The organism is Ignavibacteria bacterium (assembly GCA_013177855.1).
Classification (GTDB): Bacteria; Bacteroidota; Ignavibacteria; order Ch128b; family Ch128b; genus Ch128b.
In genome coordinates, this window is the sequence record JABLYA010000001.1 from 2,050,309 (window position 1) to 2,068,059 (window position 17,751).

A 17,751-nucleotide genomic window follows, 5' to 3' on the forward strand; every position below is an offset into this window, starting at 1 on the left:
TATTAACAAATTGTCTAATTGAACATCTTAAACATTATCTTTAACATTGTATTTAATTAATCAAAGAAAAAGGTGGAAAAATGAAATATCCTGCTAATGAGATTGAACTTAAATGGCAAAAATACTGGGAAGAAAAACAGATCTATAAAACAGATTTGAATAATACAGAAAAAAAACTTTATTCACTTGTAATGTTTATTTATCCAAGTGGAGCAAAACTTCACATCGGACACTGGTACAATTATGGTCCAGCAGATTCATGGACACGATTGAAGAAACTTCAGGGTTATAATACTTTCGAACCAATGGGATACGATGCCTTTGGTTTGCCTGCCGAGAATTATGCAATTAAAACTGGAATTCATCCTCAGGACAGCACATTACAAAATATTGAAGATATTCGAAGGCAATTGAAAAGAATTGGCGCAATGTATGATTGGGATAAAGAGTTGATGACCTGCGTGCCTGAATATTATAAATGGAATCAATGGCTGTTTCTTAAACTTTACGAGAAAGGACTTGCATATCGAAAAAATGCACCCGTAAACTGGTGTGAATCCTGTCAAACTGTTCTTGCAAATGAACAGGTGAAAGCTGATGGAACCTGTGAAAGATGCGACAATCCAGTCGTAAAGAAATTCTTGACTCAATGGTTCTTTAAGATCACTGCTTACGCTGAAGAGCTTTTGCAGGATCTGGATAAAATTGATTGGCCTGAAAAAACTAAGACAATGCAAATTAACTGGATCGGAAAAAGCGAAGGAGTTGAAATTGATTTTATTGCTGAAGAGACAGGAGATAAAATCACAGTTTTTACAACAAGACCTGATACACTTTTTGGCGTAACTTATGTAGTTCTTGCTCCTGAACATCCTCTCGTGGAGAAACTCACAAAACCAGAGTTTAAGAAAGAAGTTCAGGCATATATCGATAAAGTGAAATATGAAACTGAAATAGAAAGACTTTCAACCGTAAAAGAAAAAACAGGAGTCCCGCTTGGTTCTTATGCAATCAATCCAATTAACGGAGAAAAAGTCCCAATCTGGATTGCTGATTACGTTCTTGTAACTTATGGAACTGGTGCAGTTATGGCTGTCCCAGCTCATGATGAAAGAGATTTTGAATTTGCAAAGAAATTCAATCTCCCGATTAAAAAAGTAATTCTTCAACCAGGAACTAAGGAAGGAGATGAGTTAGTTGCAGCTTATGTTGAACCAGGTTTGATGATAAATTCTGGCGAATTCACTGGATTGAATTCTGAAGAAGGTATAAAGAGAATTTCTGATTATATAGAACAAAAAGGGCTTGGAAAGAAAAAAGTTAATTACAGATTAAGAGATTGGTTGATTTCTCGTCAACGATACTGGGGAACACCTATTCCAATAATTCATTGTCCTGTTTGTGGCGAAGTTCCTGTACCCGAAAAAGATTTGCCAGTTGTTTTGCCTTATGATGTGGATTTCAAACCAACAGGTGAGTCTCCATTACTTCGTCATGAAAAATTTATGAATGTAAAATGTCCAAAGTGCGGAGCTGATGCTAAAAGAGATCCTGATACAATGGATACATTCGTCGATTCATCCTGGTATCATTTGCGTTATTTAAATCCAAAGATTGAGAATGCGATGTTCGATGTAGAACTTGCGAATAAATGGATGCCGGTTGATAGTTACATTGGAGGAGCCGAGCATGCGACAATGCACCTTCTTTATGCAAGATTTATTCATAAATTTTTAAGAGATCTTGGTTTATTGAAATGCGATGAACCTTATTACAAACTTCGACATCAGGGAACAATTACGAATATGGGTGCAAAGATGTCGAAGTCAAGAGGAAATGTTGTTAATCCCGATGTGTTCGTTGAAAAATATGGCTCAGATGTTTTTCGAATGTATTTGATGTTTATGGGCCCTTACGATATGGGCGGTGATTGGAGCGACCAAGGAATAGTTGGAGTGAACAGATTTGTAAATCGTATTTACGAACTTTATCAAAAATTCTCTCCCGTATTAAAAGACCATAGAACTCTCAATCAAATTGATTTCTCCAAATTAAACGGTGATGAGAAATTTATTTATAAAAGAATTAATCTCGGTCTGAAAAAAGTCATTGAAGATATTGATACTCTTCATTTCAACACAGCGATTGCATTTTTAATGGAATTATTAAATGACTTTTCTAAGCTGAATTCAATTCAGAACAAAGATTTGATTTATTATACTCTCGAAAGATTTGCATTTATGATTGCTCCACTTGCACCACATCTGGGTGAAGAATGCTGGTCATTACTTGGCAAGGAAAAAAGTATATTTGAAGAACCTGTCTGGTTCGACTACGATCCAGCTGCTTTGGTTCAAGAAACTTTTACTTTAGCAGTTCAGGTAAATGGAAAATTAAGAGCAGCTATTGATTTCGAAATTGATACTCCAGAAGAGGAGATTAAAGCAAGATCAAAAGAAGATCCGAGAGTGAAAAAATTTATTGATGGGAAAGAAATTGTTCGTGAAATTTATGTGAAGAATAAAATCCTGAACATTGTTGTCAAATGAAATTTTCTTTGAGGAAACTTTACAATCTATGCGTGGTTGCGATTACTAAAACTACGGAAGTATTGACTCGAAAAGTTTATAAATTAAATGAAATTAATAATAAAAAAGAGGTTTTGAATGTTAGACCTGAAATTTATTCGCGAAAATCCTGAGCTCGTAAGACAGGCAATAAAGAATAAAAATGAAAAAGACAATCTAGACCAATTACTTCAACTCGATTCAAAAAGGAGAGAATTGTTAAAACAAGTTGAAGATCTAAAGTCACAAAAAAACAAAGCATCTGATGAAGTTGCCAGACTTAAAAGAGAAGGGAAAGATGCCAGTGAGATAATTCAGAAAATGAAATCTGTTTCCGACGAAATCACAAATCTTGATAAACAACTCTCAGAAATCGAAAAGCAAATTGATCAAATACTTTTATTCATTCCCAACATTCCACATTCATCTGTACCTGTTGGAACAGATTCAACTCAAAATGTAGAAGTAAGACGCTGGGCACCAGAAGGTTATTCGTATGAATTAGAAAATGGGAATTATCTTGATCATCTTGCTCTCGGAAAGAAATTAGGCATACTTGATTTTGAAAGAGGAGCAAAAATATCTGGCAGCGGTTTCCCTGTTTATGTTGGTAAAGGTGCGACACTTGAGAGAGCATTGATAAACTTTATGCTCAATTATCATATTGAAAAGCATGGTTATAAAGAAATTTTTCCGCCATTTCTTGTCAATCGTGCATCGATGATTGGAACTGGTCAAATTCCAAAACTTGAAGAAGATATGTACCATTGCGAAGAGGATGATTTGTTCCCAATTCCAACTGCCGAAGTTCCAATTACAAATTTTTACCGTGATGAAATTTTAAAAGAAGATGATTTACCAATAAAATTTGTCGGCTATTCTGCCTGCTTTAGACGAGAAGCTGGATCTTATGGCAAAGACACAAAAGGATTTTTAAGAGTTCATCAATTTAATAAAGTTGAAATGGTAAAGTTCGTTAAACCGGAAGATTCTTATGATGAACTTGAAAAACTTGTAAACGATGCCGAAGACATTTTGAAAGAATTAAAAATCCCATATCGAGTTATGCTTTTGTGTACTGGTGACTTGAGTTTTTCAGCAGCAAAATGTTACGATATTGAAGTCTGGGCTCCAGTCGAAAAGAAATATCTTGAAGCTTCTTCCTGCAGTAACTTTGAAAGTTTTCAGGCCCGAAGAGCAAATATCAGATTTAGAAGAAAAGAGGGTGGTAAACCAGAGTTCGTTCATACATTAAACGGAAGTGGACTTGCAACTTCACGATTGATGGTGGCTATTATGGAAAATTATCAAACACCTGAAGGTAAATTAATTGTGCCTAAGGTATTGCAGAAGTATACAGGTTTTGAAATTATTGATTGAAAATAAATTCACTTAATTTAAGTTTGAAAAGCTTTGAATCTGGCTGAATATTGATTGTTAAAATCACAAAAAATATTTTTGATTAGTAAACAAGTTATTATCAAAAATCATTAACAACAAAAAAGTGAGGGCAATATGAAAAAACTTTATTTTATAATTCTCTTACTTTTCTTTTCGTCAGTTGTTAATGCACAATTAAAATATGGAGTAAAAGGCGGATTTAATTTCGCCTCTTTTGGTGGTTCTGACGCACAAAACATTAAAAGTCAGACTCGATTCCAATTCGGCGGATTTGTTAATTATTCATTGCCATTTCTCTTTGGTTTTCAAGCTGAAGCTCTTTATTCAATGAAAGGTGCTCAGCAAAAAGTAACTGATAACTATGGAAATAATTGGACCTTATCATACAATGTTGATTATCTCGAAATTCCAGTTCTTGTACAGTTTAATATCCCTCTTGCTGTCCCAGTTCCTTTAACTCCTTATCTTGAAGTCGGTCCATCTCTGGGAGTAACATTATCAGCAAAAGAAAAGGCTGAAACGCAAGGTTTCAGTCAGGAAAGTGATATTAAAAATGATTTGACAAGTACAGATTTCGGTCTTGCTTTAGGTTTTGGACTTAATGTTTTAAAAACTTTCGGCGTTAACCTGCGCTATACTTTTGGATTTAATACAATTGATAATACATCGGATCCAGATGATATAAAAAATAGTGTTGTCGCTCTGACTTTGAGTTATAGCTTTTAATTGATTATCTAAAAAGTTTGAAATAAGTCAGTTAGAGACACTATCTCTAACTGACTTTTTTATTTTAAATCCACTTTGATTAAAAAAGTTAATGAAACTAGATACTTTAAAACCAATTCTTCCAATGCTTACAATTCATTTCGAGTTAAAAACTTTCTCTTAAAATTCTTTCAAGCTCCATCCAGAATCATTTTTTGTTTTGCTTCTCAAAACTAATTCTCTATTATCAATCAAAATTATATTTTGAAGAAAAAGGAGTGCAGAATGAAATACTTTTACATATTTCTATTAGTGAGTTTTACATCTCTTTTTGCGAATGATTTTAATCAGAAAGTTTCTTATAAAATTGATGCAGAGTTAATTCCAGAAAGCAAAATCTTAAAAGTAAAATCTTTAATGACTTATCAAAATAACTCACCTGATGAATTAAAAGAAATTTATGTTCACATCTACTGGAATTTGTATTCAAAGAACAGTTATGCCCGTAAGCTCGCCGAATCTCAAAAAGATTATTATTCACAAACAACAAAAGATGTAGAAATCAAAAAAGTTGTTTTGATGCAAAATGGAAAAGAGAAATTGAATGATTACGAACTTGATAATACCGTGATGCGAATTCCATTAGTTAATCCATTAAAATCTGGTGAAACATTAAATCTTGAAATTGAACTCGAAGAGGAAGTTCCGCCTGAAGGCTTAAGAATGGGATATTACAAAAGATATTTTTCAATTGCTCACTGGTTTCCATCAGTTTGTGCTTATGACAAATTTGGCTGGCACAAAGATCAGTATCTTGGTACAGGTGAATTTTATGAAGAGATCTCTGACTTCGAGGTCAATATAACTTTACCAGAAACTTTTCTGATTTTTTCCACAGGAGTTGTTCAAAATTCCGATGAAGTTTATTCTAAGGAAATTTTAGAAAGATTAGCTCAAGCAAAAAATTCTTCTCAACCGGTTCGCATATTTAATCCGCCAGATAAGATTGAAACGAATGATATAGAACTCAAGACTTGGAAAATTAAAGCTGAAAATGTTAGAACTTTTGCATTCACCGCGTATGAAGATTATCTGTGGGATGCGGCTTCAACAGGTAGTGTTTTAGTTCATACCGTTTACCCAAAATCGCTTGAATATTTTTATAAAGAAGAAGGAATGAAAGCTGCGCTTCACGCAATTAAATTTTATTCAGAAAAAATTGGACCTTATGTTTATCCTCAAATGTTTGTAACTGTGGGTGGATCAACTGGAGGAATGGAGTATCCAGGAATTGTCTTTATGGGGCGTGGACAGATCGGCGGAATTATGTCTAAAAATACTGCTTCAGTTATTATTCATGAGATTGGTCACAATTGGTTTCCTATGATGCTCAACTCCAATGAAGTTGAATATGCTTTTCAGGATGAAGGATTTAATACATTCTTTACTACTCTTGCAATGGAAGAACTTTATGGCAGAGAGAAAAATAGATTTCAACTTGATGGATCGTTAGAAAAGTTGATAAGCAACTCTGATATAAGAACCGAAGATTATGCCGAAGTTATATCTTATCAAATGACAGGCTATTCTGAACCAATTATGACTCACTCAGATCGTTATGAACAGACTTTTGCATATTTCCCAAATTCATATTCAAGAACTTCGATGAATTTGTTTATGCTTCAATATGTGATGGGCGATGATGCTTTTAATGAATTGTGGAGAGAATATTACATCCATTTTTTGTTCAAGAAAATTTATCCTGAAGATTTTTTCAATTTAGCGGAGGAGATTTATCAGAAATATCATGGAAGAAAGTCACTTCGATGGTTTTTTGATCAATGGTTCTATAAGAATTACAAACTTGATCTCGCACTTGTCAAATGTAAGTATGAAATTAAAGACGGAAAATTTTTAACAACAATCGGAATTGTGAATAAAGAACAGGCTGTAATGCCCTGTGATGTTGTAATCGAACTTGAAAATGGTTCAAAAGTTACTTTATGGTTAGATGTTGACGATTTCACAAAAGGAAGCAAATATGCTTCAAAGTCAATTTTACTCGATGCAAAACCTATAAGAGCTGAAATTAATCCTGATAAACGCCTGCTTGATATAAATCGATTAAATAACTCTTCAGGTTTTTTGCCTGAAATTCAATTTGGACTAAAACCAATCATGGAATTGAATCAATTTCCTTTTGATTATAGAATTTATTTCTATCCTACTCTCTGGTTTAATAACATTGATAAACTTAAAATTGGTGCCGGACTTGAAGGTAAATATCTTCAGGATCAAAAATATTTTGATATAAATTTTTCAACAGGAATAGGATTGAAAAAGTATTCTTTGGCAGGTGAAATAACTTTGGGCGATAGATTAAGTTTTTTAGGTCCACTTGCCTATGGTTCAATCAAGTATTTCAATCTCGAAGGAAGAAGAGGATTGAAGGTAAAAGTCGATAAAGAATTTGCTAAATACTACAATCGAAATCCAAAGTTTGATGTTTCTATCTCGGCAAACTACTTTGATGCTTTTGATGATAGATACTTTGAAAGTGAAAAATTTGATTGGGTTAAATATAATGTTTCTCCTTCGCTCTATTACAAAGAAGTGTATCTTCAAAGAAAATATTTATATCTCGATCTAAACTTCACTTACAAGAATAACTGGCAATATTTTAGAACTAAATTTGATCTTAATTACAAAAGCGGACTCGTGAGACAATATGTTTATAAATATTTAGATTTAAGTTCGTTCTGGCCACTACCTCCGAACGAGTATGATTTGGAGAAAAGGTATCTTCAATTTCAAAAGTTAAGTGTTAGCTTTTTACAGGAATTCAGACCAGAAAATTTTTTCACATCAATTAAATTAAGACAATATGTAGGTGTAACGCCTAATAAACTTCCAAAAGCAACAGAATTTTATCTGGCTACTGTTGATCCAATTGAAGAATTTGATTTGCCATTTTACCGAACTTATGGATTTATTTCGAGGAATTTCAGACAGAATCATTCTGTTCCAAACGGCGGTGGTTTTATGCGAGGTTACTATAAGAACAATTTGTCGGATGATTTGATTACAGTTCTCAACACAGAGATTAATTTTGGTAAAACTTTTTCTTATCTCGGTACTTTTGGAAAAATAATCAGTTTGCTGAATCCTTCGTTCTTCTTTGATTATGGAAATGTTTGGGCAAATCAGATGGAATTTAATTTCAAAGCTTTTAAATATGACTGGGGTCTCAGTTTCTCTTTAATTCCACAACTTGAACCAGCCGTTGAGCAAGCACTAAACAGAATTAATCCATTTAGTAGAACCGGGATTCAGGATGTGCGATTTGATTTTCCGCTTTATGTGAGTCATCCACCAGCTGGTGAGAATAAATTTCAATTCAGATGGTTGATTGGATTTAGAAGTGAGCTTTGATAAAAGTTTCCCTGAAGAAATTGAAAAAGTAAAATGAGTTGGTTTGAAAAAGTTGAACATTAATATGAAAACTTTAATTGTTTCTAAAATATTTTTGTGAGCAACTGCCTTTTAATATTATGTAGTCGTTGTGTTTATTATTTTTACGAATAAGATTTGAATTGAAAAGATTAATTCAATTAACTGAAAAAATTTAATCATTAAAAAAACCTAAAAGGATCAAATGAATAAATTAGCACTTGCACTCGGTGGAGGTGGAGCAAGGGGACTTGCACACATTGGCGTTCTCAAAGTTTTTGAAGAACAGAAGATAAAAATTGAAGCCATTTCTGGTTGTAGTATGGGAGCAATTGTTGGCGGGTTATATGCTTATTTCGGTAATGCAAAAGCCGTTGAAGAATTTGTATTTGATACAATCTCAAGCGAAAAGTATAAAGAGCTTGGAATCGATAAATTAAGCAATAGGAAGGATTCCAGCTTTAGATACCTTGAACAGTTCTTTGATTTTATTGGAACGAGTATTCAGATTTTAAAAGCAATAAATCGAAATTCTTATTTTGATGAAGAACTAACTGAAGAAGTTTTTGATTTCATTCCCGATGTTGATATCGAAACTCTGAAAATAAAATTTTTTGCAGTGGCGACAGATTTAATCTCTGGACAGGAGATTGTTTTTTCAAATGGCAGTTTGAGAAAGGCGCTTAAAGCAAGTGCAGCTATTCCTGGAATTTTTCCGCCAGTCAAATATCGCGGTTATTATTTGGTTGATGGAAGTGTGACCGACCTTGTACCAGTTACGATACTGAAAAATTCAGGCTATGAAAAAATTTTGGCAATTGATGTTGTGAAAAGTCTTGAAAATCCAGAACCTCCAAAAAATATAATTGAAGTTCTTTATCGGGTTGAAAGTATCTCTTCCTATCAACTTTCCGCATTGCAACTTAAAGATGCTGACTTTTTGATTTATCCCGATGTTAGAGAGTATGATTGGTCTGATTTTCGGTTTGCTAATGAGATAATAAAACAAGGTGAAATTGCCGCAAAATCAATTCTGAATGAAATAAAGAAACTTTATAATGCAAATATTTTCTTTTTCCGTTTAAGAAAACTATTGGATCGAATTAAAAACAAATGAACTATCCATTAATCGTTGCTCATCGCGGCTACCCATCGAAAGCTATTGAGAATACAATTGAATCGTTTCAAATCGCATTTGAAAATGGAGCTGATTTTGTCGAAGGTGATTTCTGGTTAAGTGCTGATGATGAAATTATTTGTATTCATGATGAGGATTTGGTTAGAGTGACAGATAAAGAGTCCTCACTTAATGTTAAAAGTTCAAATCTGGCTGCGATAAAAGCTGTAAATTATCTTGAAAAAAATTTTGACCAGAAATTGATTTTACCAACTTTAGAGGAAGTTCTTTTAAACATTCCATCGGGTAAAGGTTTGTTTATTGAAATCAAGGATACCCTTTTGAAATTTGTGGATGTCTTAAAATCAAAAATCGAAAAATTAAATTTCCCTGCTGAAAGGTTAAGGATCATCTCTTATCATTCGCATATTTTAAAGTATTCGAAATCGATTTTACCTGAGATTAAAACATATTTAATCTTTGATTGGTTTTTGACAAGAGAAAAATGTAAAAATAAAGTTGTCTTTACGAGATTTTTACAAATGCTGAATGAAATTACTTGCAATGGAATTGATTTGTGTTTCTCTCAAAGCATTAATATGGAATTTGTGAGTAAGGTGAAACAAGCGGGTTTTGAAATCGGAATTTATGATGTTAATGATGAGAAACAATTACAAAAAGTTATTGATCTAAATGTAAATTTTATTACGACAGATTTCCCCGATCTTGCTTATGGAATTTTATACAAGTCCAAACAATCTGAAATTTGAAATTGTAAATGACAGATTTTAGTTGAGGCTCGCGGTTTTAAAAAAGATAATTCGTTCATAAGAAAATTTTAGAATTAAGTGAATAACCTCTAATTGCATTCGGTAATTTAGTTCAAAAAAGATTATACAACCCCGAAGGATTTAAATGTGATTCGCCCCGAATTACATTCGAGGTTAAGAATAATAAATAAATCATTCAACCTTGAAGGGGTTGAATGTGAATATCTTCGATTAGCGTTCGAGTTTTTGAATGATTAGAAATTTCTTCAACCCTGAAAGGGTTGAATATGATTAGCCCCGAATTGCATTCGGGGTTAAGAATAAGAAATAAATCATTCAACCCTGAAGGGGTTGAATGTGAATAATCGCTCATAGTCTAATTAAGTTTTACTTTTATTCAATCGATTAATGGCTAATTAAATTAAAACATCTTCTAATTATCTCTAACGAACTGAGATTAATAATTTCTGATCAATAAAACAGGTTCTATTAATATTTCCCCTTTGAATGAAAAAATTGAAAACTTCTTTAAACGACTTAAATCGTTTTGAAATGGAATAAAATATTTAATCTAAATTAAAATGAGATTCAGATTTATCTCAATTAAAATAAATTACCACTTACTCTTAAACCACGCCGCTTCATCAAAGTAAGGTTTGGTTAACTCTTCTAACTCTCTCATCTGTTTTTCACTTAGCGGTTTGAAATTTTTCGCAATTCGGACATTCTCTTCAAGTTCATTTAATGTTGAAATGCCAACGATTATCGTGCTTACTGGAAGAGTTAAAACATATTCCATCGCTTGCTTCATTGAAGTAATCCCGCCTTCACGGAAGATTCTGCCTCGAGCAGGAATCTTCATCCCTATGATTCCAAGATTCTTTTGAACAGCAAAGGGGAGCAAATTGTCAATGAATGATTTATTGTGTCTATCGGCAGCATTGAGAGCCATTAAAATACAGTCAAAGTCATACTCATCGATACCTTTCTTCAAAACCCATGGATCGTAATGACCGGTAATTCCTAAATATCTTACAACACCGCTGCGTCTTGCTTCTTCAAGAGCTTTGATTGCACCATCGGAAGCAAAAATTTTCTTTAAGTCATCCTCAGTTCTGACATTATGAAGCTGCCATAAATCAATTCTATCGGTTTGAAGTTGTTTAAGACTTTTTTCCAGCATTTGCATTGATCCATCATAAGAACGATTGTGAGTTTTCGTTGCGAGGAATACTTCATTCCTTCTGTCTTTCATAACTTTACCAATGTATGTCTCACTGATTCCTTGTCCATATGCTGCCGCTGTATCAATGTAATTTACTCCAAGATCAATCGCTCGATTTATAATTTTGATGGACTCTTTTTCAGTGCCAGCTTGCTCTAAAGTTGCCTGTCCACCTAAAGAAAAAATTCCAACCTGATAACCAGTTTTGCCCAAAACTCTTTTAGGCATCTTTGTATCTTTTGCAGCTAATTCGGGAATAAGTTTCCCGGATTTTGTTAAGAAGTAGGTTCCAGCGGCTGCAATTGTAACCTTAATAAAATTTCTTCTTGAAAATTTCATTTGAGTTTCTCCTGTTTTTTCAGAGATATATTTGAAAAGTTATACCGAAACAACCTTTATTAAATTTGAAACTGATTTTTGTTTGGTTTTCAAACTTCCAACAAAAAGAAGCAAGTCATTCTTCTTAACAATTTTATTCTTAAGGAATAAATTAATTGAACTTTCGATTACCTTTTCAAAGTCTGAAATGTCTTCTAAAACTATTGCTTCAATTCCACGATAAAATTTTAATGACTTCATCGTTTTCACACTGTTTGTGATAGCAATTATTGGAGCCAATGGAAAATATTTAGCAAGAACAACTGCAGTAAATCCCGAGTATGTAATCGGAACAATCGCTTTCGATTTCAAATCGTTAGCTAACTGGCAGGATGCGAAAGCAATTGATTGAATGTGAGCTTCATCTGTTTCGATATAATCGTAGTTTAAATTATAGTTTGTTTTAATTTTTTCGGCGCGTTTAATAAGTCGAGACATAGTTTGTACAACACGAACAGGATTTTTACCAATAGAAGTTTCGGCAGTAAGAAGAACTGCATCGGTTCCATCAAGGACTACATTGGCAACATCAGAAGCTTCGGCTCGGGTTGGTATTGGATTGTTAATCATACTATCTAACATTTGAGTCGCTGTAATTACAAGTTTTCTTGATTCAATGCTTCTCCTTATAATAAATTTTTGAACTGGCGGAACTTCTTCAGGACCGAGTTCAACACCCAAATCACCACGAGCGACCATCAAACCATCAGAAACTTTTAGAATCGATTCAAAATTTTTTACTCCCTGTTTTAATTCAATCTTTGCGATTATTGGGATATCAGCTTTTTTTCTTTTTAAATAATTTTTTAGATCGAGAATATCTTGTTCGGATCGAACAAAAGACAGAGCCAAGTAATCAAGTTTATGTTCAATTGAAAAATCAACCCATCGTTTATCGATTGAAGTGAGAGAAGGAGTTTTAAGATTTGTATCAGGAACATTAACACCTTTTCTTTCTTTCAGAATTCCGCCTTCAATAACTTTACATTGAACATAGTTACTTAGCTTTTTTATAACTCTTAATTTTATCAATCCATCATCAATTAAAATTTTTTCACCAATCTTTAATTCTTTTGAGAGAGATCTATATGAAGTTGAAAATCCATTCTCATCACCTAAAATTTCTTTGTCAAGAATATTAATAATTTGACCTTCCTTTAAATCAATCTCGCCGCCTTTCAAATTTCCTACACGAATCTTTGGACCCTGAAGATCTCCAAGTATTGCTATATCTTGCCCAATTTTTTTTGCCTCATCTCTTATGGTTTTAACGAACTCACCAAAAGTTTTTACATCACCATGGGAAAAATTAAGTCTTATTCCATCAACTCCGGCTTTTATCATTCCGCGAATAATTTTCGGATCGCTTGAAGCTGGACCAATTGTTGCGATAATTTTTGTTTTTTCACCTTGAAATATTTTTAACATTTCAATCTTCCCTATTAATTAAATCTCTCGAGCTATTTTTTACTAATCACGAACCCAACTTTTTTAGTTCGTTTGCCTCTTTCTTTTTTATTCAATTCAACTGAGATTTCATAAAGTTCTTTCAGACGATTATAAACTAATTCATAAACCGTGTTCTTCTCCCACTTGCCATTTACTAATTTACCAGCTTTCACACCTGTTAGAATTTCAATCCCTTCGTCAATTGTATCGATAGCCCATATATTAAATTTGCCTTTCTTGACTGCTTCTACAACTTCATCTTTTAATAACAAATCTTTTAAGTTTCTTTTTGGAATGATTACACCCTGAGAACCATCGAGACCTTTGATTTTGCAAATTTTGAAGAAGCCTTCAATTTTTTCGTTCACACCGCCAATTGGTTGAATTACTCCTTTTTGATTTACTGAACCAGTTACAGCAATTCCCTGTTTGATTGGAATTCCACTCAGAGCTGAGAGCAAGGCATAGATTTCTGTTGATGAAGCACTATCTCCATCAACTCCCGAATATGATTGTTCAAAACAAATGCTTGCAGAAAATGAGAGAGGAAAGTCCTGACCAAATTTTTCTCTTAATAGACCGGAAATAACTAAAACACCTTTATCATAAATTTTACCCGAAAGTCTTGCCTCTCTTTCTATGTTTACAATGCCTGCGTTGCCAGCTGAAACAGCAACTGTAATTTTTGACGGTTTACCAAATGTGTAATCGTTTATAGAATAAACTGCCAAGCCATTAATTTCACCAACTTTTTCTCCAGAAATATCAATTATGATCTTACCATCTTTGATCATTTCATTAATTTTTTCTTCAATCATATCGTGACGATAGATATAATTTTCATAAGCAATTTTTACATGATCGCCGGTGACAATATCAGCACCAGAATCTTTTGCCCAGAAGTTTGCTTCACGAACAATATCAGCAACAACAGAAAATCTAGCAGTTAATTTATCTTTTGATCCAGCGTATCGAGCAGAAAATTCTGCTAACCTTGCAATCGCAGATCGATCAAAGTGAAGTAAATTTTCTTCCTGACACAATTTCCTGACAAGCCCGGCTAAGTCGTTTAGTGCCTTCGGTGTGTTTTTCATTTCATAATCAAAATCAGCACGAACTTTGAATATCTTCTTAAAATCTTCTTCGTACTCACTTAAGAGGTAATAAATCTCATCACTTCCAATAAAAATTACTTTTGTATTAATTTCGATTGGCTCCGGCTTTATATTGGTTGTATACAGAAGATATTGGCCTAAGTAATCTTGAATTTCAAGTTTTCTATACATTAAAACTCTTTTCAAAGCTTTCCAGACTCCTGGTTCTGTTAACGCATCGAAAGCATTTAAAACAAGATATCCTCCGTTAGCTCTTAATATTGAACCAGCTTTAATATTCATAAAATCAGAATACCAGGCACCACCGCCTTCATAAACTCTTTCAATAGTTCCAAAAAGATTTGTATAAGTTGGAGTTGTTTCTATAATAACTGGACATTCTTTAGTCGTTGAATTGTCTAAAATCACATTGACTCGATAAATTCTGAACGGATCTCGAATTTCTTCGAGTGCTGGTGGAAGTGGAGGTTGTGGTTGAGGCTGTTGCTGTTGTTCTGTTCTTCCAGCTTCTTTAAAATCATCCAGATTGTTTAGAATAGATTCTTTTACTTCGTCAAGATACTGATGAACCTTTGGATAGTTAAACTTTTCTTTCATATCAGTAATTACACCGGTCACAAGATTGTTAACCGCTTCTTGTTCAAGCTTTAACAATTTTTCCTGATATTCTCTTGAAAGCTGTAAACCTTTTTTGAAAAGTTCTTGTAATTGAACAGTGTATTCCTGGTACTTTTGGTAAACTCTTTCTGCCTCTTCCGGACTGATAACATTATTATTTACAAATTCGGCTACCTGTTGGATTGGAACAGGTTTACCATTAATTATTGGAAAAATTTCCGGACGGTAAAATTGACCCATCTGAACCTGACCGAGTGAGAAATTGTCTTTTTTGATTTCGTTTTCAAATTCGAGCATTAATTTTTTTTCTTCTTCAGCATAATTTTCCATTATATTTTTTCTTTTCGCTGCATAAGCTTCATCTTCAAGAACGACAGGAATTTTTTCAATAAGAAAATCAATCATTGAATCCATCGCGTTAGCAAACATTTGTGCAACACCAACCGGAAAGACAAGCAGTCTTGGCATATCAGGATTTGAGAAATTATTCACATATGCATAATCATTTAGGACAGGGCAATTTGGACTGATTCGTTCTAAAATTTTTTGAATTGTCGTTGCCTTTCCAGTTCCTGAAAGTCCTGTGACAAAAATGTTATATCCAGGTGAGTAAAGATCAACTCCAAGTCGAAGGGCTTTTAATGCCCTTTCCTGTCCAATGATTCCTTCGATCGGTTCAAGATTCTTGGTTGATTCAAATTCAAAAATTGATGGATCACAGGTCCAGGTAAGTTCAGATGGTGGTAATGGATTATATTTGGGAGCTGCTTTTAATTTCTTTGCCATGAAACATTCACCTTTTTTTGAAAATTACATAAAATGATATTTAGTTAAAAGATTATATTTTTAAGTGATAATGATTATAAATTAAATTTCATACCCGAAAATGAAATTGATTACAAAAAATGTTCACATAAAATTTTATGGAAGTTTAAAGGACTTTTTGCCTCAAAAGTTTAAGAAAGTAATTAATCATCAATTTATAGATGTAACATCAGTAAAAGATCTAATCGAAGGAATTAATGTTCCGCATACAGAAGTTGATATAATTCTGGTTAATGGTAAATCAGTTAATTTTGATTACATGATAAACGATGGTGATGAGATTAAAGTATATCCACCAGATAATAAATTAAAATCAAAAAATTTGAGACACCTTTACAAGCGCATTAGAGGAAAACCAAAATTTATTTGTGATGTTAATCTCGGAGGGCTCGCAAAAAATCTTAGAAAACTTGGACTTGATATTTTTTACTCTAACTCGATATCTGATGATGAGATTGTAAAAATTTCTATTCAATCGAAAAGAATAGTTTTAACAAAAGATATAGGAATTTTGAAACGAAAAGATGTTCAATACGGTTACTATGTTCGCAATGTTGATCCTCAAAAACAGACGATAGAAGTTTTAAAAGTTTTCTCTGTCGGTAAATACATTGAACCATTTTCAAGGTGCCTTGAGTGTGGGACAAAACTTAAAAGAATTTCAAGAGAAAAGGCAAAATCGAAATTGCCCGATCATTTTTTTGAGAAACAAATGAAATTTTATCATTGTCCTACTTGCGATAAAATTTACTGGCAGGGATCACACTTTGAAAGGATGAGTAGCCAGATAAATAAATTCCTCAGGGCGATAAAGTAGAATTTTTCTCTCCAAACCGAAATTTCTTATAAGATTTTTCGGTTGAAACCGAAATTTCTTATAAAATTTTGCGGTTCAAACCGAAATTTTTTAAATTTTGAAAAATCTTCACAGTAAAATGATAAAAAGACAAATTTATGATCAAATAAAAGCAAAGCTTTTTAAACAAAAAGCAATAATAATTAGCGGGGCAAGGCAAGTTGGTAAAACCACACTACTTAGAATGTTTATGGATGAATTCAAAAATGAGGCTTTATATCTTAATTGTGATGAATTTGATGTTAGAGAAATTCTAAGAGATGCAAACTCCTCAAAATTAAAATCAATCTTTGGTGAAAAGAAATTAATACTCATTGATGAAGCTCAAAGAGTTGAAAACATTGGGCTGACGATTAAAATAATTGTTGATAACTTATCGCAATATCAGGTGATTGCAACGAGTTCTTCTGCAATTGGTTTGATAGAAGAGGTAAGTGAACCATTAACAGGACGAAAATATGATTTTGTTTTATTCCCTATTTCATGGAAAGAATATGTTAATCATATAGGTTATTTGGAAGCTAATCGTGATCTTGAAAATCGGTTGATTTATGGAATGTATCCAGAAATAATTATGAAAAAAGATGAGCAGAGAGAATTAATTAAAAGCATTACTCAGAGTTATTTATTTAAAGATATTTTTACATACAAAGATTTAAAGAAACCTGAAATTCTGGAAAAACTTGTTAAAGCATTGGCATTACAAATTGGTAATCTTGTCTCGTATTATGAAATTTCTCAGCTTTTGAAAGTTGATGCAGAAACTATTCAAAGATATATAGAGATTCTTGAAAAGTCGTTTGTAATTTTCCGTCTTCCATCTTTTCAGAAGAATATGAGAAATGAATTAAGTAAATCGAGGAAAATCTATTTTTATGATCTGGGAGTTCGAAACGCTGTTATAAATAATTTCCTTCCAATTAATCGTCGGACAGATTTTGGAGCGATGTGGGAAAACTTCTTAATCGTTGAAAGGATGAAAAACAATTTTAATTCAAATATTACATTTAATGCTTTCTTCTGGAGAACTCATCAAAAACAGGAAATTGATTATATCGAAGAACAAGAAGGGGAATTGGTGGCTTTTGAATTTTCATTTACTCCAAATCCTAAGAAAAAAATACCAAAAACCTTTAAAGAGAATTATCCCGATGCTAAAACCTTAATAGTTGATAAATCAAACTTCGATATATTTCTGGATATAAGATAAAAATTGAAAATTATCACCCACTTCCCATCTATTGGAAATTAACCTTAAATAATCTTATTTTCACT

The 17,751-nt window shown here is 32.9% G+C and carries 11 protein-coding genes; 8 read left to right on the forward strand and 3 right to left on the reverse strand.

What is annotated here, in order from left to right:
- Window positions 1–80: 80 nt before the first annotated feature.
- The 6 genes from HPY57_08620 (at window position 81) to HPY57_08645 (ending at window position 10,010) form a co-directional block, all read left to right on the forward strand.
- Window positions 81–2,549: a leucine--tRNA ligase gene (locus tag HPY57_08620; GenBank protein ID NPV11837.1), complete on the forward strand. Its 2,469-nt coding sequence runs from the start codon at window positions 81–83 to the stop codon at window positions 2,547–2,549.
- Window positions 2,550–2,666: 117 nt separating this feature from the next.
- Window positions 2,667–3,947 (forward strand): serine--tRNA ligase, encoded by a 1,281-nt coding sequence (serS, locus tag HPY57_08625; protein ID NPV11838.1) that lies wholly within the window; start codon window positions 2,667–2,669, stop codon window positions 3,945–3,947.
- Window positions 3,948–4,082: 135 nt separating this feature from the next.
- A complete protein-coding gene (locus tag HPY57_08630; protein NPV11839.1) occupies window positions 4,083–4,694 on the forward strand; it encodes a PorT family protein in 612 nt (203 codons plus the stop codon).
- Window positions 4,695–4,958: 264 nt separating this feature from the next.
- Window positions 4,959–8,105: a M1 family metallopeptidase gene (locus HPY57_08635; protein ID NPV11840.1), complete on the forward strand. Its 3,147-nt coding sequence runs from the start codon at window positions 4,959–4,961 to the stop codon at window positions 8,103–8,105.
- Window positions 8,106–8,328: 223 nt separating this feature from the next.
- Complete coding sequence (locus HPY57_08640; protein ID NPV11841.1) at window positions 8,329–9,240, forward strand: patatin; 912 nt, start codon at window positions 8,329–8,331, stop codon at window positions 9,238–9,240.
- On the forward strand, window positions 9,237–10,010 hold the full coding sequence (locus HPY57_08645) for a hypothetical protein (protein ID NPV11842.1): 774 nt from the start codon (window positions 9,237–9,239) through the stop codon (window positions 10,008–10,010). The genes HPY57_08640 and HPY57_08645 overlap by 4 nt, the downstream gene beginning before the upstream one ends.
- A gap of 613 nt (window positions 10,011–10,623) precedes the next feature.
- On the opposite strand, the gene HPY57_08650 is transcribed toward HPY57_08645, so the two are convergent.
- The 3 genes from HPY57_08650 to HPY57_08660 form a co-directional block, all read right to left on the reverse strand.
- The gene (locus HPY57_08650; GenBank protein ID NPV11843.1) at window positions 10,624–11,463 is read right to left on the reverse strand and encodes an aldo/keto reductase; all 840 of its coding nucleotides are present in this window, start codon (window positions 11,461–11,463) and stop codon (window positions 10,624–10,626) included.
- A gap of 150 nt (window positions 11,464–11,613) precedes the next feature.
- Entirely contained in the window at window positions 11,614–13,041 is a 1,428-nt protein-coding gene (gene pyk / locus HPY57_08655; GenBank protein ID NPV11844.1) for a pyruvate kinase, read from the reverse strand.
- A 32-nt stretch (window positions 13,042–13,073) separates the two neighbouring features.
- Window positions 13,074–15,581 carry an AAA family ATPase gene (locus HPY57_08660; GenBank protein ID NPV11845.1) on the reverse strand — a complete coding sequence of 836 codons (2,508 nt, stop codon included), beginning with the start codon at window positions 15,579–15,581 and terminating at the stop codon, window positions 13,074–13,076.
- A gap of 100 nt (window positions 15,582–15,681) precedes the next feature.
- Between HPY57_08660 and HPY57_08665 the strand changes: the two genes are divergently transcribed.
- Window positions 15,682–16,437 carry a Mut7-C ubiquitin/RNAse domain-containing protein gene (locus HPY57_08665; protein ID NPV11846.1) on the forward strand — a complete coding sequence of 252 codons (756 nt, stop codon included), beginning with the start codon at window positions 15,682–15,684 and terminating at the stop codon, window positions 16,435–16,437.
- A 118-nt stretch (window positions 16,438–16,555) separates the two neighbouring features.
- A complete protein-coding gene (locus HPY57_08670; GenBank protein NPV11847.1) occupies window positions 16,556–17,686 on the forward strand; it encodes an ATP-binding protein in 1,131 nt (376 codons plus the stop codon).
- Window positions 17,687–17,751: the final 65 nt, after the last annotated feature.

Excerpts from the sequence above, each read along its gene's own strand:
- HPY57_08650 (NPV11843.1), bottom strand. The coding sequence starts at position 11,463 with ATGCCTAAAAGAGTTTTGGGCAAAACTGGTTATCAGGTTGGAATTTTT.
- serS (NPV11838.1), top strand. The coding sequence starts at position 2,667 with ATGTTAGACCTGAAATTTATTCGCGAAAATCCTGAGCTCGTAAGACAG.
- HPY57_08635 (NPV11840.1), top strand. The coding sequence starts at position 4,959 with ATGAAATACTTTTACATATTTCTATTAGTGAGTTTTACATCTCTTTTT.
- HPY57_08645 (NPV11842.1), top strand. The coding sequence starts at position 9,237 with ATGAACTATCCATTAATCGTTGCTCATCGCGGCTACCCATCGAAAGCT.
- HPY57_08660 (NPV11845.1), bottom strand. The coding sequence starts at position 15,581 with ATGGCAAAGAAATTAAAAGCAGCTCCCAAATATAATCCATTACCACCA.
- HPY57_08620 (NPV11837.1), top strand. The coding sequence starts at position 81 with ATGAAATATCCTGCTAATGAGATTGAACTTAAATGGCAAAAATACTGG.
- HPY57_08670 (NPV11847.1), top strand. The coding sequence starts at position 16,556 with ATGATAAAAAGACAAATTTATGATCAAATAAAAGCAAAGCTTTTTAAA.
- HPY57_08630 (NPV11839.1), top strand. The coding sequence starts at position 4,083 with ATGAAAAAACTTTATTTTATAATTCTCTTACTTTTCTTTTCGTCAGTT.
- HPY57_08640 (NPV11841.1), top strand. The coding sequence starts at position 8,329 with ATGAATAAATTAGCACTTGCACTCGGTGGAGGTGGAGCAAGGGGACTT.
- pyk (NPV11844.1), bottom strand. The coding sequence starts at position 13,041 with ATGTTAAAAATATTTCAAGGTGAAAAAACAAAAATTATCGCAACAATT.
- HPY57_08665 (NPV11846.1), top strand. The coding sequence starts at position 15,682 with ATGAAATTGATTACAAAAAATGTTCACATAAAATTTTATGGAAGTTTA.